We start from the raw sequence: 19,868 nt of genomic DNA on the forward strand, positions 1-19,868 counted from the left end.
GTGTTGGAGGCGCGGCGTAGTCTTGCAGCAGGCGCAAATCTGAGCTCCTGCCTGCGCGGGCAAGACGGGTTGGATTGGAGTATGTTTCATAAAAACCTCAACGTAACGTGACTTGCTGATCTGGCCGTTTGTGCGGCTCTTCGTTTCGTCGACGTCTGCGCGCCGATCGAGTGTTGGGTGGGGTGGCTTCAAACCCTCGGGCGGTTCGTCACCATACCGGTATGGGCACTTGGGGACGCGACGCCGCAGGTTTTCTATTTGTGTCACCGGCCAAAAAATTATCTCGAAATCTGCGGGATAACGCGTCTAATTGTGCGGCCGGAAGTTGAGGCCCACGGTGGGAGAGATCGAGATGGCCCCTACCCCCGCCTTGTCATGCCCTCCGCTTCCGCAGCAACTTGCTCACATCTACTATCGGCGTGTTGTCCCGCTCCGGCAGTGCGCGCGGCTGTCTGGTGCCTGCATCCAGACCACGCCGGATGGTTGCCCGCACCGCACGCTCGCCGTCCAGCGCAATCAACCCGCAGCCGTGCGCGGCATCAAATAGTCCATGTTCAGCCTCGCCACGGTCTAGAGCACCGGCGCCGACGAATGTGCCTAGCGTGAAGGCCGTGCGATTCAGCAGCGTGCCGCGCGTACCGGGTGCGGCGCCGGCTAGCGCGGCAAGCTCTGCGCGCACAGCGGCGTCAACGTAGCGGTCATGGCTTTGCGGCTGATAAGGCTGGCTCGGGCGCGGCACATATGGGCGGGGTCGGATAAGCGTCACCAGCCATTCAGGCGCGTCGGCAGGCGGCATGTCGACATCCAGCGTATAGCCCGGATTGCCAGCAACCAAACAATAGCCACCAGTTCCACGTACATCCCAGCCGTGCGGCAACCTGCCCGGTGAATTACCCAGCCCGACATGACGGAAATAGAAGTGCCTGCCGCCGGAGCGCGTGCGCACGGTCGTGGTCGGCGGCACGTCGTGCGGCAGGTCGGATTCGGTGGCGCCCTTGTGCGCGTCCATGTCCAGCACCCACAAACCCGTGCGCTCGCCGGTTGGCATGCCGACAAGAGCATCGGGCCAATCGGTAAACCAGCGATTGATGATGTGTGGGAAGACGGTCGCGGACTTAAAGCCGTTCGACGTATAGGGCCGCTTGTTCTCAGGCCGACAGGGGAATACCGGGAGGCGTGCCGCGGCTAGGGATAGGGCTAGATTGAGCATAGTTGTCCAATCGAAAAAAACGTGGTGATGAGGTGACGACTGGTGACGACTTTTACCATTTTACTTTGCTACGCGCTCGCGTAGGGCCGATTATGGAAAAAGTGATCACTTTTCATCACTCATTACCCTGGCTGTCGTGGTGATTTTCGCGCTCGGCTTTCGTAAGCTGAACGCCGAAATGCATTACTCCACGCTTCGTTGATTTTTTAGCGAAGCCACGATTTTCCAGCGCCTTTCCCAGGGCAATGCGGCTGCCGGGCTTCTCGCCTGCTGCCTCGGCGTATTTCGTCCACGACTCGAACAAATCTGCCTGAAACTCCGACAGACTCCGACTGCCATCGTCGACGCGACACATATCGCGCAGCCACTGCCCAAAGACATCTTGCTCTGCGAAATACGCTTCGGTCGCTTCCACGATTGACGTCGGCCGCACCAGTCCGTTTTGCTGCCAATCAAGACAACCATCAATCATCCATCGCAAAATTCCGGACGCCTCATCGCGAAGCTTGGACTCGAGCTGGCGATCAGGTTTTTCGGGCTTCTGAATGAACGGAATGATGTTGAACCGTCGACGGGCTGCGTCGTCGACATTCTGGAGCCGCGGCTGGTGATTGCCGACGATACACAGCTTGAACAGTGGCATGAAGGTGAAAAAGTTTTGGCGCATGAACCGCGCCGTGATCGGATCGCCGCCGGTCAACGACTTGATGCGGCTTTCCGCCCAGTTCTTACCAGCCTCAGTTTCGCTGGCGGTCACCAGGCGCGCGCCGCGAAGCATGGCAAGATCGGTCGGATGACGATCGCCGCGGGACTCAACGAACGTATCCATTGATGACGTAGTCGCGTAATCCAGCATGATGTGCGACACGGTGTTGAGGAAAACCGACTTGCCGTTTCCGCCGGGACCGTAAGCAAAAACAAGCGCGTGCTCGCGCGTGTCGCCGGTCAGCGAATAGCCGCACCATTGTTGCAGAAAGCGGATCATCTCCCGGTCGCCGCCCGTCGCCTGGTCAAGGAACGCGAGCCACCGCGGACAGTCGGCCCTATCGGACGGAGCAATGGAAGTCACCTTGGTGATGCAGTCGGCAGGATCCGCTGCGCGCAGCTTGCCAGTGCGCAGGTCAACTGTACCGTCCGGCGTTCCCAGAAGGAACGGGTCGATGTCCCAAGCACGGTAGGATCTGGCTAGCATAGGTTCGTTCTTCGCAAAGTTCTCTACGCCACTTGCGAACGACCTCTTCCTGATACTTGCAAGCACCTTCGCACTCGTGCAGGTCTTAGACATCTCGCGCGCCATCACCCGCGCGTAATGGGAGGCGATCCCCGTTTCGTCCTTGCACCAATGCGATCCGGTCCATTCAAACCATGCGCCAGCCGTGTGGCAATAGCGTAGTTGGTTCCGGTAACTGTTGGCGAACACCTTAGCGACCGCGTCCTCGGTCGGCTGTACACCTGCATCTGGCTCACGCCGATTGTCGTTTGCACCGAACCCGGCGTTAGTAACATTGTCGTTAGATATGGCAGTGCTGTGCATCGTGCAGTCGCCCCTATAGACTGAGTTAGCTTGCGTTGACACGTTGGCATTCGCCCATGATCAGAGTTGCAATTGACTTCACCATGTCGCGGTTGAACGATGCACCCTGGGCGAAGGCCCGATAGTCGCCATCGTTTGCGCGAAGGATGCGAACACCGAAGAGTGCGAGGCCGGGCAGAACCTCAACGTCGGCTCGGGCAAGATCAGCGCCTAGTCGCGCGTGTGTAGCGACTATCCTCATCAAAATAGTCATCTCCCATCTGAAACATTTTCGTCAGTTCGCGGTCGGTCTGGACGGGGTCGTAGTAAAGGTTGTAAGAACCAGGGATCTTGATCGGCTTGGTGTCGCGGTGGAAGTTTAGTTGCGGCGTCATCCTCACCTCCATGTCTGTGAGTACTAGTGCGAGTTTTGGGACGGGACACTAAAAGCGCGACGAACAAAATATGTGTGGGATTGCTCCTTCGGAACGATGCTCTCGGCTAGAGGCCGATCGAGCTAAGCGGCGCCCCTCAGGCGACGCTTATTCTCAAACAGGTTTGAAAAAGCCAGCCGCCCTCAGTTCGGACTCTTCCACATGACGAGGATGTCGCGCAGAGGATTCTAGTTCTGCGGCGTTGATGACTTCGCAGCGCTCCCAAGCTACGGGTTCAATCAACTCAACGATGGCGCTCTCGACGCAGTCACGCGGGTCGCGGGGGTCCATGGCATCCAGCTCCCAACACTCAGAGCCATGGTGCTGAGTGAACCAACGGTGACGCGGGTCCTTGTGCTTGTCGGCGGCAGGGAATGAAGGCAATCCGCGCAAATGTTCCTCGGTCAGGGCAATGCGCCTGAACCTCACATGGTTGCCGCCATACTCTCGCAACCGCTGCGGCAGGTCGTGCTCCGACATGTACATGCCCGAAGGGTCGAAGTCGCCGACGTAGAGAACAACAAGCGGCCTTCCATCAGTGTCGTCGGCAACGTTATGCACGGCAGTCGCGCTACTGAAACCATGTTGGACTCGGAATCCCACAGCATACTGGTCCAAGACAGGCTTCAAGACACCGCGAACGGTACCTTTCTCGGACCACACTTCGACCCTGCAGGGCTGCTGGTCCCAGAAGTCACGCCTGTAGGAGCATGCGACTGTACGGGCATACTCGGCCGGGTTGCTCCATGCTGAAACCCGCTCAAGCTCGCGGGTTTCGTCGACAATCCAGTCCCAAGGAATCGTGCCTTGTTCCCGAGCGACACGCAGAAGGCGATATACCTTCTGCATGTTGTTGGTCGACATTGACGTGATAAGGCCACGGGTGAACAACTTGTAGCCGATGCCGCGACCGGTGACGGGCCGAACCTCCTCGGCGATGTCGCGCATGGCAGCAATCATGTCGAGCGAGGCCCGCGCCATGCCCCGACCTTTTTTCAAACCTGTTTGAATTAGCTCTGGCATGGCTGCGGCGGTGATGGCGATGTTCTCCCAAGTGTCCATCACGCAGCCACCCTCTTGGACGCGTTGTTTTGGGCTGCAACAGCGGTAGAATTCCGTCGCCGAGACAGCATCCATTTGTCCAGGTCGGCCCGCGCATAGACAATCGCTCGCCCTAGTTTGAAATAGGTCGGCCCCCCGCCATGACAGCGGAGCTTATCGAGTGTCGACTTCGAAAGTCTAAGTAGTTCGGCCGCCTCCGCGACCCGAAGATTGTGCATCATTTCCTCCACATTTGCCGCGAGAGTCGCGACGTTGGAAGGAATATGCGCCGTATCGGCCTATGATCTTAGTTGCCTATAATAGGAAAGATGGTTGCTTAAAATAAGAAACTAGCCCTTGCGCGCGATCGCGTCGTATTCGTCCATGGCCTTCTTATAGAGAGCCAAGGCGGTCTTGATCTTCGATTCGTCGCGCAGGTCGAACTCCTCACCCAGTAGCCTGAGCCGAACCTCATACTTATGGCCCTCGTCGCGAAGAATCCCGTCCCGTTCGCCGATTTCAAACCACAAGTATTTCGCGCCAGTTCTCGGTCTGCCGCGGCAAGCCTTGGCAAGTTCGTCGGCGAGCTTCTGAATCTCGGGGCGGGTTTTGCTCCCAGCTAGGATTTCTGCGCAGCGCTGCTTCACCGAATCCCGTTCTCCCTGATGAAGGCGCACACGGAGTCTCATCGCTTCCAGATCAAACGACTTCGGAAGGGCCGCCATTACTTACCCCCAAGCGCACTGGCGATCGTGTCGCCGATTATATTGGTTGCCGCGCGCAGCGGCGCGTTGGCAAGGTGGGCATATCGGGCTGTGGTCTTCGGCTGGGAATGCCCCAGCAGGCCGCCGATCTGCACCAAACCCAATCCCTGACCCGCACCGACTGCAGCGTAGGAGTGCCGCAGGTCGTGCAGGCGGACATCCTCAAGTCCAGCGCGACGGCGAATTGCGCGCCAAGGCCTATTCAGATCTGCGCGCGGCCGCTCGTCCTTTTGGCCGGCGCTTTCGCCCGCAATGACATAGCGCCCCAGCTTCGGCAGGTTCTTCAACACAGCCGTGGCAGCATCATTTAAAACGAGGGACTTTTTGCCAGTCTTGGAGTCGGGCAGATTGAGTAAACCGCGCTGCTTGTCCCAATCCAGCCACCGGAGGTGCAAGATTTCCCGCAGGCGCGCACCGGTCAGTAACAATAGACGAATGGCAGCAACGGCGTGCTGGTCGACCACGACGGCGCGGTTTTCAGGTTTAGGAGCATGCTTAGCTTTCTTGACAGGGTCCGGCTCCCATCGAATGCCGCGGGTCTCGGCGTCCCGCAGTGCGGCCCCGAGCCGCTGGAATTCTTCAACCGACAGGAAGCGTTCGCGGCTCTGTTCTTTGTACTTTTCAATTTTCCTGGTCGGGTTCGTCCCTTCCGGCACAAGTCCGCGCGCGTCGCCAAACGAATAAATAGCGCTCAGCACGGCAATGGCACGATTAGCCGTGACCGCTGTCTTGCGCAGTGATAGGTGGAGCTTGGCGACCTCAGCGCGGGTAAGGTCAACAGCACGCGCGGTTCCCAGCTTCGGTTTGATAAAATCATCGATCAACCGGCGATATGTCGACGCCGTTCGATCCTTCCGCTTTGGTTCCACGTGGTCAGTAATGAATGCATCGGCCAAGTCTGATACGCTTATCGCTGCACGCCCGTCGGCTCGCGCTGTCGCAGGGTCATCGCCGACTCTGGCGTTTGCCAGCGCATCCTTAGCGGCCCTGCGCGCCTTCTCGGCGGTTAATGTGGAGGCCGAGCCCAGTACTATTCTTTTCTTAGAAACGCCCCTACCTCCCGCGCCGGGCCGATACTCAACAATCCACGCCCTGTGCCCATTCTCGGTGATCTTCAGGCCAAAGCCCTTAAGCTCTGTGTCCCAGTAAATGACGTACCGGTTGGCGCCTCGATTGGTCGGTGGAAACTCCGGCTTGATCCCTAGTGATGACGCGCCCAATCGAACCATCGGCATTCGGTCTTTCCCTCAAAAGTAGCCACCGAGAAGCCACCAGAACGGAAAACCAGGGCCATCCCGCGGCAACACGGTGAAAGCAAGATAAGGGAATACGGCCTATTTACAAGGGATTTTGTTCATCTCTAGAAACAATAGGCAAGCCCGCGAAAACTGTCGGACCAGTTTTGTAAACCGAAGGTCGGGGGTTCAATCCCCTCAGCCGGCACCAGCGCTTAGCTTGTTTTATAAGGTTTCCTTCGCATTCTGCCGCTCGGCAAAGTCGGCACGAACAGCGAACGGCAGCGGTTTCACCAGTCATAAAAACAGGATCAGTTGTTCCGGTGACGTTCTGGCGGCATATCCATGCCCATGACCGCACGTACCCGCCGCCGCTCCGAGAATCCGCACGAGGAGAACTGGCATATCTACTTCACTGACGTCCGCATCGGCGCGATCCATCTCATATCGACGCAACGTTGATGACATCCAACGTCCCGCGAAAGACCATGTCACCCGCCACATAAAGGATGACAGCTAGACCGACGTAAGCAATCCATCGATAAGTCTGCAGAAGGCGCGCAATGAAAGAAGCGGCCACGCCCATCATCGCGATCGAAAGCCCCAGTCCGAAAATCAAGATCATCGGATGCTCGCGTGCTGCCCCTGCCACGGCCAGAACGTTGTCGAGAGACATGGAAACGTCGGCCACGACAATCTGCCAACTCGCTTGAGCGAGTGTTTTGCGAGCTTTGCTGCCTGCAATTGCTCCAGCAGGGTCCATCGCACCTGTTGGCCCTGTGGAGAATGTGCGCAACTCTCGCCACATTTTCCAGCACACCCACAACAACAGGATCCCGCCGGCGAGCAAGAGGCCAACGATCTGGAGGATTTGCGTCGCCAACCCGGCGAGTAAGACGCGCAGCATCGTCGCGGCGGCAATACCGATCAAGATCGCCTTGCCTCGTTGCGCCTCAGGAAGTCCGGCTGAAGCAAGACCGATGACGATGGCGTTATCGCCAGCGAGCACCAGGTCGATCAGAACGATCTGCAAGAATACGCTAAGGACATCTGTATCGAAATAATCAGGCACGGGTCATGTCCCCGCCGCAGGGGAATGGGCAGCTGCAAGCGAGATCGCATACGTCTATCGGATCGGTTGACCGATACCTGCCACCAAGAAACGGGGGCCTAACGCCGCCGGTTATCAGGGGCTAGCGCTATCGCCTAGAGCCGCGTCCGAATGTAGTCTGACCGGTTGCTCGAAAAGCAGTGCCACTTGATCTGGTTCGCCAAGAATCGCTGCGGCACAACCCAACATGGTCAATGCCCCGGCAACATCCCATAGCGTTACATTTTCTAATGTCGCATTTCCCGACTTTGCCCAAGCCAAGACCGCAGTGATCATCGCGTCTGAGAAAAATAGAATACTGAGCGCTGGTAGGACGAGCTGGGAATCCAGCAGGAGTATCATCAAGAATGCGGGAGCTGCGACCAGTATGCCCAACACCGCGCATGTGCAAAATGCTTGCCGCCAAGAAGCATTCACGTTTGTCCAACTTGCACGAGAAAGGATCATTTGATCCTCCTGCATAGGAGCATTTTTTAGCGCCACTCACCTGTTGAACTACTCTGGTCTAGCTGATCGTTTACGTCTCCCCATCAATGTTTTGTCCTATGCCGCTGACTCTCAACTAGCGTAAGAATGCCAGCGGTCACCACGGCAATAACGACGACGGCTGCCAGCGCCTCGACAGAGGCCAAGGTCCCGTACCAGTTGTTCCAAAGCTCAATCATGTGCTGGCCTCTCGCGAGAGCGCATCCACGATCGACAAGATCTGCTCTCCAAGAAGAACGAACTGGGCGATCAAAAAAGCAATGCTACTCATCGTCGCGCGGTTTTTCACCGCGCGGCAAGGTGGCCGATGTGGCAAGCCTAAACTGAGCTTCATTGCGGAACCGGAACTAAGAACCTAGCGTCCCCACAGCTCAGCATCAGCGCGCGGATAGAGACGAACCACAGCCCCACGAGCGCGAGCACGGCGCCGATGACATAGCTCCGCATGAGTTCCTCCCTATTTGCAGAAACGATGCGATGGCTAGCAGCATCAGTCCTTTCAGCATTTTCGAGAGTCTCCTATTGCCGGCTATTCCAGCGGCCGTCGGCGATACGACTTCATCACGCACAATAGGAAAACACTTAATCCTTTTTTGGTGCGAACCTTCCCAGGGCAGCGACGAGGTAGCTGGCGGCAAACCTTAGACCCCACGCCGCCCGCCCTATGGGTATGAAATCGATAAATTGTAGATTCGGTGGCAGCGACGCGCTCGGCCCCCACCGGGCGGCAGTGCTTCCTCCGCCCTTCGCGACCGCAGATCAAAGCGCCTGTCAATCGCCACGGCTCCCCACCCAGCGGCGACCACCGAACCAAATCATCGGTTCGGCGTTATCCTCGCACTATAGAGCCGTCTCGCGGAGGTCTAGCGATGGACCCGAATGATCGAGCAGCCTTAGCCCTATCCGCTGTCGCCTTGGCCATCGCCATTGTAGTTGCCTCGACGGTCACGTTAGAGCGCGTCAATACCCGTACGGCCAGCAACGACGCACCTCCCGGAACGGTCGGACTCGCAAGGCCTCACCCGCCGCTCGACCTTGCTCCCGGTGAACCGATACCAACGATTGGAGCGCCGTCCAGCGCAAGTATCCGGCAGCGTCCCTGACCGAACACCGGCTGCGGTGCGGGCGATGGCTCGCATAAAATCTTCGTCAGCCTGAACTCTTCCGCGAGCCGCTCTGTTCGAAGTGCTCGACACCCGAGCCGCCGATCTCGACCCAGGCATGTTTCGACTGCTCGAAGACCGATCTGACGGGAGCCGGAAAATCCGGGTCCGCAATGGCGCCGACGGCAACGCCGATCATCGCCGGCAGATTGTCGGCCTTCCAATAGACCGTCGAGCCGCAATCGGAGCAAAAATAGAAGCGGACCTCGCCCCCGCTTGCGGCGGCGCGAACGTACCCCTTCGGCGCGCCGGAGATCGTGACGGCTTCGACCGGGTAGAACGCACCGACACCGAACGGTGCCCCGGTTCGCCGCTGGCAGTCGATGCAATGACAGGCTGCGACCAGCTTGGTCGGTCCCGGCAGCGAGAGTGAAACAGCGCCGCAACTGCATCTGGCCTCGATCATCGAATTTGCCTCCCATTGCCGAGTGCAAATTGAAAGTGCAGCGCCACTCACCTCCGTCGCCGATGAGGGCAACCACAAGCCGGGTCGCGGACGCAGCGCAGCGGACTCCGTGTTGCGCTCACTCCGTCCCCACCTCGAACGCCAGCAGCACGTTGCCGGCGACGCCGCTCCATTGGCCGTAGCCGGAATTGGTGTAGAGCATGCCGCCGGCGATGACCGGTCCGGGACCGTCGATCGCGCCGCCATGGGCGGGGACGCCGTTGACGGACTTGTAATCCTGCGCGGTGTCGAACTCCCAGAGCAGCTTGCCGTCGCTGGCATAGGCACGCAGGAAGCCGCTGACGCTGCCGGAGAACACGACGCCGGGGATCAGGCTCACCGCCGCCGACAGCGCGGGGCTGCATTGGAGACGGTCGCCGCAGGCGACCGGAGGCACCTCCATCACGACTGTCCCGCTGGCGAGATCGAGCCCGAACAGGCCGCCGCCTTGCGTGGAGTCGAGACGTCTGGTGCCATCACGCAGGAAACGCACGTCGGAGTTCGCGACATAGATGCGGTCCTGATCGGCCGCCGAGCCCCATTCGCTGCCGCCGAGCGCACCGCCCTTCCCGATCCGCGTCTGCCACAGGATCTTGCCAGCGTCGTCGGGATCGAGCCCGTGCACGACGCCGGATTTCTGTGCGATGGCCAGAACGCGCCTGCCATCGCGCAGGGTCACCAGGATCGGTGACTGGCCGAAATCGTGGTCGGGTCCGTGATCCTCGGGACAATTGGTCTTGTCAACGCCGTAGCATGCCACGACATAAGCGTCCTTCGGCGTGGCCTGCTGGCTCCAGAGCAGCTTTCCCGTCGCAAGATCAAAGGCGAGAATGGCGTCGCTCGTCGCGGATGGCGGATTCGAATAGGAATTGCTGGTCGCGACATAGATCGCGCCGCGCTTCACATCGATCGTCGGCGCCGACCAGATCGCGGCACCGGACGGCCCGAAGAGCTGCACGCCCTTCGCGTTCTTGTCGGTCGGATGCGGCACTTCCGGGATCGTATAGGCTTGCCACAGCGGTTTGCCGGTCGCGGCGTCCAGCGCCACCACGCTGCCGCGGAAGGTGCAGCATTCGTAAGAGGCTTGCGAGCCGGCGGCTTCCTCGAGCGAGGACACCGGCACGTAGAGCACGCCGGAATGCAGCACCGGTGCGCCGGTGATGCGCGCGGCCGGATGCTCCTCGACCTTCGTCTTCCAGATCAACGCCCCGGTCAGCGCGTTCACGGCATAGGCGTTGGCGCGCAAATCACCGAAGAAGATCGCAAACTGATCGGAGCCGGGAAGTGGTGCGACCGTGATCGCGGCGCGCACCGCCGCATCGATCGCGAACGTCCACAGCGTGCAGCCGGTTCGCGCGTCGAGCGCGTGCACCTTGCGGTCGGTGCCGCCGATGAACAGCAGGCCGCCCATGATCGTCGGCGGCGCAAAGGACACCGAGGCGCCGGGAAACGCGTAGGCCCATTTCAGCCGCAGGCGCGGCACCTGCGCCGCGGTCAGCCCCGCCATGTCGGCCGGCTGGAAGCGGCTGTTGTTGAGATCGACGCCCCAGCCGTTCCAGCGTGGACCGTCGAGCGGCTGCGGAAAGCCGCTGATCTGCTGCGTGCAGCGGCCCTGCCCGTCGGACGCGCTGTTGATCGCGGCCTTGCCGGTGACGAAAGCGGCAATCGCGCGACGCTCGTCGTCGCTGCGCTCCTTCGCCATCGCGGCCATGCTGCCGGAGGTCAGCGTCCCCAGCACGTGATCGAACGACATCGCCTGCATGGCGCCGCGCGCGGGTGCGCGGTTCTGGGCATCGCCGGCATCGTGACATTGCGCGCAGTGGGTTGCGTAGAGCGCGGCGCCATCCTGTTGCGCCAGTGCCGGCGCGGAGCACCAGATCAACAGAGCCGCTACGACAAAACTCGGCCTCATGGCGTTCTCCGGGTATCGTCAAGCAAAGATCGCATCACACAACCTGAAGTGTATCTCCAGTGCGATCGCGGACGCAATGGACGTTCCGCCTGCGTCCGTCACATCGCCGTGGCCATGCGGATACGATCGGGCAGTTCATCCAGACGCCATAGGGCAAGGCTCTTGTCGCGCCAGCCGCCGCCACCCTCCTCGCAACGCTCGTTGATCAGCGCGCGCGGCGACGGCCAGTTGAATGGTGCCTTCTCCATGTTCAGCGCGCGCCAATCGCCATCCGCGCAATCGCGATTTGCATCCCATTCGGAAAATGTCGTGACCAGCAGGAAGCCCGCGCCGCTCTCGGCAAAGCGGGCAACGGAGCGGGCGATGTTGTCGAAGCTCAAATGAACCAGGCAGTCCCGGCACAGGATGACATCCGCGCGCGGCAGCGCATCGCGCGTGATGTCGGCAACGAGAAACCGGCCGGACAACTCGCCGCCGGCCACACGCCGGCGATTGGTCTCGATCAGCGACGGCACGATGTCGATGCCGGTGTAGTCGAGGCCGAGCTTGATGCGGCCGATCCAGCCGGCATCGCCGCAGGGCGCATCGAGCAGCGAGCGTGCGCCCAGTCGTTGCAGCAGCGGAGGAAGCTCCTCCCGGAGCGCGGCGGTCGCCGGGTCCTCCGAGCCGAGGCCCGAGACGGATGTGGCCGCGCCCCACAGGTTGGTCCGCTCGATCCGCTCGAACCGCGCGGCGAGATCGAGGCCGTCAAAGTTCTCGCGGTCCGCAACGAAGCGCTCATGGGCGAGGACGGGTGGACGATTGGGGATCATCGGACAGGACTCGCGTCAAGATTCCGTCGCGGGCCCACTATACAGCCGCAACGTCGCCTGCGAAATCGCCGATCACTTCCCTCAGGCGGGCTTCTGCCACTCCATGATGTGGAAGTAGGGCACGCGGCGATGAACGGCATTCCTCTCGGGATCGCCGCCTGCGGGCTCCGGCTCGACGAACAGACGAAGCTGAAGGCCGTGATCGAGCAACAGCGTCATGTAGGTGCCGAGCGGACGATGCCAGTTCTGGATCCGGATGCCGCGCCAGCTCACCCAGATCGCCCGCTCCTCCATGTAATGGTCGATCGAAAATCGCGGGATACCCTCGCCGTCCCGCGTCCAGCCGTCGGGCTGGCCAGCGGTGCTGAAGCTGGTCAGGTTGGCGATCAGCAGCGTGCCGCCCGGCCGCAGCGCCGCCACCATCCTCGCTATGGCTGCGCCGAGGTCGGGCACGTCGATCAGGCTGAGATAGCTGACGACCAGGTCGAATTCCGCACTGAGCTCCATCGTCTCCGCGCGGCCGAGCCGATAGTTGCCGGTGGGGTCCAGCTCCCTGGCGCGCGCAAGCAACGCTTCGGTAGGATCGAGGCCAGTGGTGCGGATGCCGGCGCGCTGCATGATGCGGCAGAAGCGCCCCTCCCCGCAGCCGACGTCGAGCGCATTGCGAAAGCCGCGTCCTTCGATCCGCGCCCGCATCGGCGCGTCCAGGACGAAGCGGCGGCCGTAGTCACCGTCTTCCCCCTGCTCGACGATCCAGGCGACCGCGGACGCGGCCCAGCCGTCGCTGACGTCCTCGTTCATGGGCCGACCTTTGGGAATGGTGTTGGCCGCGCGTCGCGCTGCGCGGCTACTGACCACGGATTGGATCAGAGTTCAACATCAGGTAGTTTGCGCATCCGATGCGCCCCACCACCAGCAAAGAGAAGGCCAAAATCGTTGCCGGCGCCGTGACGGCCGTCGTCATGACGGCCATGCTGTTGGTGTTCGCGCTCGGCCTTTTGCTTCCGCATTAGGCGCGGTGAGCGCGGCGGACGAGCGCTGCCGCACACACTTACGCCGCGCGCACGGTCCGCAAGAATTTTCCGACTTCGTCCTTCAGCCGGTTGCTGTCGGTCGCCAGCATCTTGGCGGTCGAAAGCACCTGCGAGGACGCCGAGCCGGTCTCGGCCGCGCCGCGCTGCACGTCGGTGATGTTGGTGGAGACCTGCTGGGTGCCGTGAGCGGCCTGCTGCACGTTGCGCGAGATCTCCTGGGTCGCGGCGCCCTGCTCCTCGACCGCCGCGGCAATGGTGGACGACACCTCCGATAGCCGCTCGATCGTCGCGGAGATGTCGCGGATCGCATTGACGGATTCCTGGGTCGCGGTCTGGATGCCGGAAATCTGCTGGCTGATCTCGCCGGTCGCCTTCGCGGTCTGCTCGGCCAGCGTCTTCACCTCGGAGGCGACGACCGCGAAGCCGCGGCCGGCCTCGCCGGCACGTGCCGCCTCGATCGTGGCGTTCAGCGCCAGCAGGTTGGTCTGGCCGGCAATGGTGTTGATCAGTTCGACGACATCGCCGATCCGCGTCGCCGCGATCGAGAGCTCGCTGACCCGCTCGGTCGTGGTGCGCGCCTGGGTGACGGCCTCGCCCGCCATCCGCGCGGATTCCTGCACCTGCCGGCTGATCTCGTTGACCGAGGACGACAGCTCCTCCGTGGCGGTCGCTACCGACTGCACATTGCCGGTGGCTTCACCCGAAGCGACGGCGACCACCGAGGTCAGCTCCTGCGCGCGCTGCGCGGTGGTGGCCAGCGTCGAGGACGACGCTTCGAGCTCGGTTGACGCCGAGCCCACCGTCTCGATGATCTCGCCGACCGCACGTTCGAAGCCGTCGGCCAGATTGACCATGTCACGGCGGCGCTGCTCGGCAGCCTGCTTCTCGATCTCGAGCTGCGCAGCCTTGAGGCGTTCGACCTCGAGCGCGTTGGTCTTGAAGACTTCGACGGTCCTTGCCATGTCGCCGATCTCGTCGCTCCGGTCCTTCTCGGGCACCTCGGTCTTGAGATCGTTGCGGGCGAGACCCTCCATGGCGAGCTTGAGCCGGGCGATCGGCCGGGACATCGCATTGAGGCCGATGAACAGCGCGATCGCTATGCCGACGATCAGGCCGCCGGCGCTGACGCCGATCACGGTCCAGGTCGCGGACCTCGCGTCGCGGTTGATGGCTTCCTTGCGCTTGCTGACCGCCTGTGCGGACTCGGTCACGAACTGGACGATGCGTGCGAGGGCCGCGTCCAGCACCGGATCGCACTCCTTGTGCGCACGTTCGGCGGCCTTGGCATTCTCCTCCACGCTGCTTGCCTGCGCGCCGGCCTGGAGTACCGGATCGCAGCTGGCGAACGCGGCCTTCAGCTGGTCCCCGATGCTCTTGACCTGGCTGGCGCGCGACGGGTCGTCCTGCACGGCCGCATCGAGGTACTGGCCGATTTCGCTGCGGTTCTGGTTCGCGATCTTGAGACGGCCAGCGTTGCCCGCTTCCGTCGCTTCGGTGAACACCGCATAGAGCGCGGCATGATAGGTCTCGGCGCGGCGCTGGGCGCGCGTCAGGTTGAGCGCGGAGGATTGCGAGGCGGAGAGTTCGGCGAATCCGTCGACGGTCGCGGAAAGCTCGCGCGCCGCGAAGCCGGCGACGGCAAGCATGGCGCATCCCATCACCGCCACGATCAGTGCGACCTTCCACACGATTTTCAGATTGTTCAAAAAGCTCATTACAGCCGCCCCAATGCTTCTGCCGACGCATAATCCCAGCAACGGGCATTGGAACCGGCGGACGTTAAGATTTGATGCCAAATCCGCCGAGTAGTCTTACGGAAAAATAACTATTCGGGGGGTCAGCGTAAGCCTCGTGTAAGCTTCTGCCCGTTTGGGGGCGCGATCGGGACATTGCCGGCCGGAACCGGTCGCCGGCGTCGGTCGTTGTCGGCCCATGCGGATCAAGGAAGAAAACCGAAACATGTTTCTGCTGGCGATGGTGACGCTGTGCTGTGTCGCCGTAGCCGGCACCGTTGCGCTGTTCGAGCTGGCACCAGGGCCGGCTCCGGCAACGCAGGTCGCCGAACGCGCGGCGATCGACGTTACGGCTCCGACACCAGTCCGGGTGGTGGGGGCGCCGTTCGAGCCCAACATCAATCCGCGCGAGCGATAGCGCTCACGTCGGAGATGCCTCCGTGCCCGCCTCGGGCCGGCCTTGCGCCCGCGCCAATTCCTCGACGAACGCGATCACCTCAGCCCGCTTTTCGGGCGGCAGCGCCAAGAACGCACGGACCAGCCTCAGGCCCTGCGCTTCGTCCGACTGATCTGACTTGACGTCCATTCCCCACTGTCGGGCGGGCGGGAAAAATATGCAATCCCCAGCCGGACACCTTCTTGATTCGGGCGGCGGGCTTTGCTGGAATGGCTCCAACAGAGGTGGACCATGAAGTGGATCAGCGAGCGCGACGCACTGATCGCGCAGACAATGGCCTTCGTCCAATCGGTAACCGGCAAGAAGGGCGACTTCCGTCCGCCGGAGAGACCGACCGCTGCACCGGACGTGCCGGTGGAGACCGTCACCGTCGAGACCGTGGCGGTCGAGACATTGGCGGTCGAGATCAAGCCGCCGCAAATCCCGCAGGCCCCGCCCGTCATCATCCCGCCAGCACGGACAAGCGGCGATTTCCGCTCCGAGATGCAGGCCCGCATCGCCAATTTCCGCAAGCATCAGGAGCGATTCGAGCGTGAGCGGGAGGAGTATTGCGCGGCGACCCTGACCAGGCTCCGCGCTGCCATTCGCGACCCCTCCCTGCGTCCGCCGGCCGAAGACTAAGGCCGGCGGTCGATCAGACGCCTACAGCCAGGACCAAACCAACCAAAGATTGGCCGCACAGGCGCTGAGCAATCCCAGCGTCAGTGGCAGCAGCATGTGCCCGCAGCAGGTCTTGAGGTCGGTCGTCATGGCCGAAAACATCCGCTGATTCCGGCAAATGAGTCCCAGGGATTCTTTTTTTTGGGATTCAGGACTCGTTAAAGACTCAGGGCCCGCTCCTCCGATCACGCCCCCGTGATCGTCCCGGAACCACCTGCCCCGTGACGCCGTTAACGCGCTTTCCGGGAGCGGGAAGAATGCCCTACGCCCTGTTCTGCAACGACGCCCAAATCAGCAAGGCCTATCCCAGCGAGGCCGACGTCTGGCAGCTCGCTCAGCAAAGCGGCCTCGTCGTGGATGTCAGCACCGACGACCAGCGCCACGGACCGCGTCGGGTCCTGGACAATGATTACGAGATCAAGCCCTGCCGAGCCGCCCAAGGCGAGGACCCCGCCAGAAACAAGGCCGAGGCCGAACTGCAGTCGAGGATGGAGCTTGCGCTGAATTCCTGAGGTTCGACCAGGGTATCCCAGGAAGGGATCTCTCAGGGGGTCGCGGTCGCCAGCGAGGCCTGCTCGCCCGCCAGCACCACGCAGGCCTTACGACGGTGCAGCCCGCGGATCGCGCCTGTTACCTTCAGCACCTTGCCGGATGGGCAGGAAGCGTCCTTGACGAAGGCCACCTCATAGGGTGCCAGCATCAGAGGCTCGGATTTGAGGATTGTCTGTGCAGCGCAAGGCAGGGCGATGAAGCACGAGAGCACTACTGCCGACACAAAGATACGCATGTCCGTCGTCCCACCAGCCCGGTAATTCTCATATAACGCCTTCCGGAGCGCGAGTTCCGTAGGCGGCAAAAATTATTTTTGCTTTACGCCAGTCCCATGACGCGCATGAGAACGCGCGCGCCAGACCATTTGCTTGCAAATGACGCGCCAGATGGTTCACGCAAAGCAAACAACAGGCCGGCAAGCAAGGGCCTGGCAAACGAAAGGCCGGCGTGAGCCGGCCCTTGTCAGGTCGTGGTCGCTGCTGGGCGTCAGTAGCGCGAGGCTGCCGGTCCGCCCCAGCCGAAGCGGTAGTTCACGCCGACCTTGACGGTATGCTCGTCCTCCCGGCCCCGGACCCCGACGACGTCGGCCGGACCAGAGGTGAAGGTCGTGCTGCCAAAGTTGTAGTACTGGTACTCGGCCTTGGCCGACCAGCTCGGTGCGAACATGTATTCGAGGCCGGCACCGACAGTATAGCCGTCCTTGTTGTTGCCAGTGGCGGTGAAGGGCTGCGCCACGCCGGCGACGTTGACGCCGAGGCCGCCATTACGCCAGGCGTAACCGCCCTTGGCATAGACCAGCGCCGGTCCCCAGGTGTAGCCGATGCGGCCGGTCACCGACCCGAGCTGGTCGGTGTTCGACGTCACCTGCGTCCCCAGCGGGAACGTCACACCGTTGTTGTTGGTCGGCAGCCAGGAATACTGGGCCTCGATGCCCACCACCCAATTGGGCGCGAACTGGTAATCGAAGCCGCCCTGCACGCCGCCCAGGAAACGGGCGTCGCTCGACTGGAAGCTGCTGTCACCGGCGAACGCGCCGCCGACATGGCCGCCGATGTAGAAACCGGTCCAGTTGTAGATCACCTGCGGCGGCGTATAGGCGGGCGCCTTGGTATAGGTGCGTGGCTGCATGTCGGCCGCGGCGGCCGGTGCAGCCAGCGCCAGCAGAGCAACGGCGCCCAGCAAAATCGTCTTCATGATCATCCCCGTTCTTTCAAATTGGACACTCAGGAAACAACGTGGCGTGAATTAGGTTGCTTCGCGGTGATGCCGGAACGTTGATCGTCTGTAACTGTGACGGGGTGGCAACAACGCGATTTTGTTCCGTCACACCTGCTTGCACCGACCGTTTTCGTCGTCTGCACAAGGCGGGCTGTAACGATCTGTCGCAAGGCAAGCCAGCCCCGTTCAAAGCTCGCCAAATTGTGATCCAGCGGCCCCGGCGGCCCCTGTCCTAGCACCTGCCGATGAAGGTCGGCTTTGCGCTACCGCGCCATCTTTTCCAGTTCCGGAAAGGGTGCGTAAACCGCACCGGCGCAGAGCTCGCCGGCGCGATCGACGATGCGGTCGCCCCGCCCGTTGACGAAGACGGCGGCTCGCTCGCGCATGCCCTTGTAGCTGCCGTCGGTCTCGCGTGGCGTGAAGTGCAGGCAGGCGACGTAGAACTGCCGCCCGCCGATCTCGCGCAGCACCGGATCGGCCATGGTGGCCTCGCGCACGCCGACGGGATTGTTGAGGTAAGCGCGCATCAAGGCCAGCGTGTCACTGCGAAAATTGTCGGGGAACGGCTGCGGCCCTCCCGCCTGGGTCCCCCCCATCAGGGATGGACGATCACCGTCGCTGCCGAAACATGCCGCGAGCGCCAGCGGCAAGACCAGAACCAACGCCAGGATCACCGCACGCTTCACCAACCGCCCCACAGGCCATGCTCTCCGCTCGATCAGACTCGGAGGATGTTCTAGCTCCAAGGTTGCACGAAGGGAATTCGCTCCTGCTCGCAGGCTGCGCAAATGACGCACCGGCCCGCGGCCGGCGCCTGCGCTTTCGCGCTGACGCCGAGACGACGGGCCGGGCCTGAATTCCGCACGCGGCGGCGGGCAATGCCAGGGATGCCGCCGCGCCGGATCAGTCGTTAGCTGCGCTTGTCGATGGCAGCCGGCTTGGTCACGTCAGGTTGCGCCTTCAGCGACTTCTTGGCCGACAGATGCTTGTTGTGGTGGCGATGCGTGCGCACGACCTTGTGCTCGTCGGGCGTGACCGCGGCATTGGCATTCATCGCCTTCGACTTGGTATCCACCTTGACGTCGGCGGCCTTCGTGTCGGCCTTGACGCCGGCCTCGGGTTTCGCGGCGGTGGTCGACACCTTGGTCTGGCTCTGGTCCGCCTTGATCACCGGCGCGGTCGTGCTGGTCTTGCCGGCCTCGGCGGCGAAGGCCGGGGCTGCGATTACGGAAGCGGCGAGCAAGGCTGCGGAAATGGTCTTCAACATGGTTGGTCTCCTCTTGGAAGGATCTTGAGGCGGCGCCCTCTCGCCTACTCTTCGATCGTGGGTGGGAGCCTAGGCGGCGTGCACTGAACCCAATCTGAAGCCCGTCGCAGGCTTCTGTTCATCTCGATGACAAGTTTGTCATCTGCGGAGGGGCGAATAGATCGTGCGAAGCGGGAATGTTTTTACCCGCTGGGTGTTCCGGTCTTCGGGCAATCGTGTAGGATCGCCACGTTCCATACGGGAGAAGATAGATGCGCAAACTTTCCATGCTTCTGGTACCGGGGCTTGTCTCGATGGCGTTGGTCGCCGGACCGGTGCTGACCAGCGCCTACGCCGCGGGCAGCGACGAGCCCTCGCCGCCGCCGAAGTCGGACAGCTCGGCCAAGAAGGGGAAGAAGAAGAGCTCCTCCATCAGCGATCCCAAATTCCTCGCGGCCTATCGCACCGCCTACACCACGATCTACGACGGTCACGACTACACGAGCGCGATCGACCAGCTGAAGTCGCTCAAGCGCGACGACGTCGCCGACGTCGCCAATTTGATCGGCTACTCCTATCGCAAGCTCGGCGACTACCAGTCGTCCAAGGTCTATTACGAGATCGCGCTGAAGGACGATCCGAACCACGTCCGCACCTGGCAGTATTACGGCCTCTGGCAGCTTGAGCAGGGCAACCGCGAACAGGCGCAGTACCACCTGAACAAGATCGCCTCGCTCGCCGGCACCGACAGCTCCGAGTATCGCTCGCTCGCCGCGGCGCTCGACAAGCCGACCGGCGCGACGCTCGTCTACTGAGACATCGCGTCTTTGAACTGAGCGAAC

23 protein-coding genes are annotated in these 19,868 nt (G+C 62.0%); 4 read left to right on the forward strand and 19 right to left on the reverse strand.

Features of this window, described 5'->3' with window-relative positions:
• Nucleotides 1–373 precede the first annotated feature (373 nt).
• From AB7008_RS31515 to AB7008_RS31580, 14 genes are all read right to left on the reverse strand, one after another.
• Entirely contained in the window at nucleotides 374–1,210 is an 837-nt protein-coding gene (locus tag AB7008_RS31515; protein ID WP_014494384.1) for a bifunctional DNA primase/polymerase, read from the reverse strand.
• A 115-nt stretch (nucleotides 1,211–1,325) separates the two neighbouring features.
• A complete protein-coding gene (locus AB7008_RS31520; RefSeq protein WP_441260053.1) occupies nucleotides 1,326–2,744 on the reverse strand; it encodes a phage/plasmid primase, P4 family in 1,419 nt (472 codons plus the stop codon).
• Between the two features lie 203 nt (nucleotides 2,745–2,947).
• Nucleotides 2,948–3,118 carry a hypothetical protein gene (locus AB7008_RS31525; protein ID WP_014494381.1) on the reverse strand — a complete coding sequence of 57 codons (171 nt, stop codon included), beginning with the start codon at nucleotides 3,116–3,118 and terminating at the stop codon, nucleotides 2,948–2,950.
• 153 nt (nucleotides 3,119–3,271) lie between these two features.
• Nucleotides 3,272–4,219 carry a hypothetical protein gene (locus AB7008_RS31530; RefSeq protein WP_441260054.1) on the reverse strand — a complete coding sequence of 316 codons (948 nt, stop codon included), beginning with the start codon at nucleotides 4,217–4,219 and terminating at the stop codon, nucleotides 3,272–3,274.
• On the reverse strand, nucleotides 4,219–4,440 hold the full coding sequence (locus tag AB7008_RS31535) for a helix-turn-helix transcriptional regulator (protein ID WP_441260055.1): 222 nt from the start codon (nucleotides 4,438–4,440) through the stop codon (nucleotides 4,219–4,221). The genes AB7008_RS31530 and AB7008_RS31535 overlap by 1 nt, the downstream gene beginning before the upstream one ends.
• Before the next feature lie 108 nt (nucleotides 4,441–4,548).
• Entirely contained in the window at nucleotides 4,549–4,923 is a 375-nt protein-coding gene (locus AB7008_RS31540; RefSeq protein ID WP_014494378.1) for a hypothetical protein, read from the reverse strand.
• Nucleotides 4,923–6,197 carry a site-specific integrase gene (locus tag AB7008_RS31545; RefSeq protein ID WP_014494377.1) on the reverse strand — a complete coding sequence of 425 codons (1,275 nt, stop codon included), beginning with the start codon at nucleotides 6,195–6,197 and terminating at the stop codon, nucleotides 4,923–4,925. The genes AB7008_RS31540 and AB7008_RS31545 overlap by 1 nt, the downstream gene beginning before the upstream one ends.
• Nucleotides 6,198–6,639: 442 nt before the next feature.
• Nucleotides 6,640–7,269 (reverse strand): TerC family protein, encoded by a 630-nt coding sequence (locus AB7008_RS31550; RefSeq protein WP_441260056.1) that lies wholly within the window; start codon nucleotides 7,267–7,269, stop codon nucleotides 6,640–6,642.
• 114 nt (nucleotides 7,270–7,383) lie between these two features.
• Complete coding sequence (locus AB7008_RS31555) at nucleotides 7,384–7,755, reverse strand: hypothetical protein (protein ID WP_441260057.1); 372 nt, start codon at nucleotides 7,753–7,755, stop codon at nucleotides 7,384–7,386.
• Between the two features lie 1,188 nt (nucleotides 7,756–8,943).
• Entirely contained in the window at nucleotides 8,944–9,363 is a 420-nt protein-coding gene (locus tag AB7008_RS31560) for a GFA family protein (protein WP_248878510.1), read from the reverse strand.
• A gap of 118 nt (nucleotides 9,364–9,481) precedes the next feature.
• Entirely contained in the window at nucleotides 9,482–11,314 is a 1,833-nt protein-coding gene (locus AB7008_RS31565; RefSeq protein ID WP_304490310.1) for an outer membrane protein assembly factor BamB family protein, read from the reverse strand.
• Between the two features lie 98 nt (nucleotides 11,315–11,412).
• A complete protein-coding gene (locus AB7008_RS31570; protein WP_304490311.1) occupies nucleotides 11,413–12,126 on the reverse strand; it encodes a class I SAM-dependent methyltransferase in 714 nt (237 codons plus the stop codon).
• Nucleotides 12,127–12,207: 81 nt separating this feature from the next.
• The gene (locus AB7008_RS31575) at nucleotides 12,208–12,927 is read right to left on the reverse strand and encodes a class I SAM-dependent methyltransferase (protein ID WP_441260058.1); all 720 of its coding nucleotides are present in this window, start codon (nucleotides 12,925–12,927) and stop codon (nucleotides 12,208–12,210) included.
• A gap of 250 nt (nucleotides 12,928–13,177) precedes the next feature.
• Nucleotides 13,178–14,875, reverse strand: coding sequence for a methyl-accepting chemotaxis protein (locus AB7008_RS31580; RefSeq protein WP_041958445.1), 1,698 nt, complete (start codon nucleotides 14,873–14,875; stop codon nucleotides 13,178–13,180).
• Nucleotides 14,876–15,119: 244 nt separating this feature from the next.
• Between AB7008_RS31580 and AB7008_RS31585 the strand changes: the two genes are divergently transcribed.
• On the forward strand, nucleotides 15,120–15,311 hold the full coding sequence (locus AB7008_RS31585) for a hypothetical protein (RefSeq protein ID WP_441260059.1): 192 nt from the start codon (nucleotides 15,120–15,122) through the stop codon (nucleotides 15,309–15,311).
• Between the two features lie 3 nt (nucleotides 15,312–15,314).
• On the opposite strand, the gene AB7008_RS31590 is transcribed toward AB7008_RS31585, so the two are convergent.
• Nucleotides 15,315–15,479, reverse strand: coding sequence for a hypothetical protein (locus tag AB7008_RS31590; RefSeq protein WP_304490313.1), 165 nt, complete (start codon nucleotides 15,477–15,479; stop codon nucleotides 15,315–15,317).
• Between the two features lie 102 nt (nucleotides 15,480–15,581).
• On the opposite strand from AB7008_RS31590, the gene AB7008_RS31595 reads away from it, so the two are divergent.
• Both AB7008_RS31595 and AB7008_RS31600 read left to right on the forward strand, forming a co-directional pair.
• Nucleotides 15,582–15,971 carry a hypothetical protein gene (locus tag AB7008_RS31595; protein ID WP_304490314.1) on the forward strand — a complete coding sequence of 130 codons (390 nt, stop codon included), beginning with the start codon at nucleotides 15,582–15,584 and terminating at the stop codon, nucleotides 15,969–15,971.
• Between the two features lie 296 nt (nucleotides 15,972–16,267).
• Entirely contained in the window at nucleotides 16,268–16,522 is a 255-nt protein-coding gene (locus AB7008_RS31600; RefSeq protein WP_028154788.1) for a hypothetical protein, read from the forward strand.
• 32 nt (nucleotides 16,523–16,554) lie between these two features.
• Here the strand turns inward: AB7008_RS31600 and AB7008_RS31605 are convergent, their stop codons facing one another.
• The 4 genes from AB7008_RS31605 to AB7008_RS31620 form a co-directional block, all read right to left on the reverse strand.
• Nucleotides 16,555–16,797: a DUF6719 family protein gene (locus tag AB7008_RS31605; RefSeq protein ID WP_028154787.1), complete on the reverse strand. Its 243-nt coding sequence runs from the start codon at nucleotides 16,795–16,797 to the stop codon at nucleotides 16,555–16,557.
• 251 nt (nucleotides 16,798–17,048) lie between these two features.
• Nucleotides 17,049–17,756, reverse strand: a complete 708-nt coding sequence (locus AB7008_RS31610; protein WP_071917379.1) for an outer membrane protein — start codon at nucleotides 17,754–17,756, stop codon at nucleotides 17,049–17,051.
• A gap of 287 nt (nucleotides 17,757–18,043) precedes the next feature.
• A complete protein-coding gene (locus AB7008_RS31615; RefSeq protein WP_304490315.1) occupies nucleotides 18,044–18,478 on the reverse strand; it encodes a hypothetical protein in 435 nt (144 codons plus the stop codon).
• Between the two features lie 212 nt (nucleotides 18,479–18,690).
• Nucleotides 18,691–19,047: a His-rich protein BRANT gene (locus tag AB7008_RS31620; protein WP_441260060.1), complete on the reverse strand. Its 357-nt coding sequence runs from the start codon at nucleotides 19,045–19,047 to the stop codon at nucleotides 18,691–18,693.
• A 251-nt stretch (nucleotides 19,048–19,298) separates the two neighbouring features.
• On the opposite strand from AB7008_RS31620, the gene AB7008_RS31625 reads away from it, so the two are divergent.
• Nucleotides 19,299–19,841, forward strand: a complete 543-nt coding sequence (locus tag AB7008_RS31625; RefSeq protein WP_028154784.1) for a tetratricopeptide repeat protein — start codon at nucleotides 19,299–19,301, stop codon at nucleotides 19,839–19,841.
• The last annotated feature ends 27 nt before the right edge of the window (nucleotides 19,842–19,868 follow it).

Source organism: Bradyrhizobium sp. 521_C7_N1_3 (genome assembly GCF_052075975.1).
Lineage (GTDB): Bacteria > Pseudomonadota > Alphaproteobacteria > Rhizobiales > Xanthobacteraceae > Bradyrhizobium > Bradyrhizobium japonicum.

What these genes read in the sequence shown, in the direction of transcription:
- AB7008_RS31515 (WP_014494384.1), bottom strand. Translation starts at nt 1,210, where the DNA reads ATGCTCAATCTAGCCCTATCCCTAGCCGCGGCACGCCTCCCGGTATTC.
- AB7008_RS31520 (WP_441260053.1), bottom strand. Translation starts at nt 2,744, where the DNA reads ATGCACAGCACTGCCATATCTAACGACAATGTTACTAACGCCGGGTTC.
- AB7008_RS31525 (WP_014494381.1), bottom strand. Translation starts at nt 3,118, where the DNA reads ATGACGCCGCAACTAAACTTCCACCGCGACACCAAGCCGATCAAGATC.
- AB7008_RS31530 (WP_441260054.1), bottom strand. Translation starts at nt 4,219, where the DNA reads ATGGACACTTGGGAGAACATCGCCATCACCGCCGCAGCCATGCCAGAG.
- AB7008_RS31535 (WP_441260055.1), bottom strand. Translation starts at nt 4,440, where the DNA reads ATGATGCACAATCTTCGGGTCGCGGAGGCGGCCGAACTACTTAGACTT.
- AB7008_RS31540 (WP_014494378.1), bottom strand. Translation starts at nt 4,923, where the DNA reads ATGGCGGCCCTTCCGAAGTCGTTTGATCTGGAAGCGATGAGACTCCGT.
- AB7008_RS31545 (WP_014494377.1), bottom strand. Translation starts at nt 6,197, where the DNA reads ATGCCGATGGTTCGATTGGGCGCGTCATCACTAGGGATCAAGCCGGAG.
- AB7008_RS31555 (WP_441260057.1), bottom strand. Translation starts at nt 7,755, where the DNA reads ATGATCCTTTCTCGTGCAAGTTGGACAAACGTGAATGCTTCTTGGCGG.
- AB7008_RS31560 (WP_248878510.1), bottom strand. Translation starts at nt 9,363, where the DNA reads ATGATCGAGGCCAGATGCAGTTGCGGCGCTGTTTCACTCTCGCTGCCG.
- AB7008_RS31565 (WP_304490310.1), bottom strand. Translation starts at nt 11,314, where the DNA reads ATGAGGCCGAGTTTTGTCGTAGCGGCTCTGTTGATCTGGTGCTCCGCG.
- AB7008_RS31570 (WP_304490311.1), bottom strand. Translation starts at nt 12,126, where the DNA reads ATGATCCCCAATCGTCCACCCGTCCTCGCCCATGAGCGCTTCGTTGCG.
- AB7008_RS31575 (WP_441260058.1), bottom strand. Translation starts at nt 12,927, where the DNA reads ATGAACGAGGACGTCAGCGACGGCTGGGCCGCGTCCGCGGTCGCCTGG.
- AB7008_RS31580 (WP_041958445.1), bottom strand. Translation starts at nt 14,875, where the DNA reads ATGAGCTTTTTGAACAATCTGAAAATCGTGTGGAAGGTCGCACTGATC.
- AB7008_RS31585 (WP_441260059.1), top strand. Translation starts at nt 15,120, where the DNA reads ATGTTTCTGCTGGCGATGGTGACGCTGTGCTGTGTCGCCGTAGCCGGC.
- AB7008_RS31590 (WP_304490313.1), bottom strand. Translation starts at nt 15,479, where the DNA reads ATGGACGTCAAGTCAGATCAGTCGGACGAAGCGCAGGGCCTGAGGCTG.
- AB7008_RS31595 (WP_304490314.1), top strand. Translation starts at nt 15,582, where the DNA reads ATGAAGTGGATCAGCGAGCGCGACGCACTGATCGCGCAGACAATGGCC.
- AB7008_RS31600 (WP_028154788.1), top strand. Translation starts at nt 16,268, where the DNA reads ATGCCCTACGCCCTGTTCTGCAACGACGCCCAAATCAGCAAGGCCTAT.
- AB7008_RS31605 (WP_028154787.1), bottom strand. Translation starts at nt 16,797, where the DNA reads ATGCGTATCTTTGTGTCGGCAGTAGTGCTCTCGTGCTTCATCGCCCTG.
- AB7008_RS31610 (WP_071917379.1), bottom strand. Translation starts at nt 17,756, where the DNA reads ATGAAGACGATTTTGCTGGGCGCCGTTGCTCTGCTGGCGCTGGCTGCA.
- AB7008_RS31620 (WP_441260060.1), bottom strand. Translation starts at nt 19,047, where the DNA reads ATGTTGAAGACCATTTCCGCAGCCTTGCTCGCCGCTTCCGTAATCGCA.
- AB7008_RS31625 (WP_028154784.1), top strand. Translation starts at nt 19,299, where the DNA reads ATGCGCAAACTTTCCATGCTTCTGGTACCGGGGCTTGTCTCGATGGCG.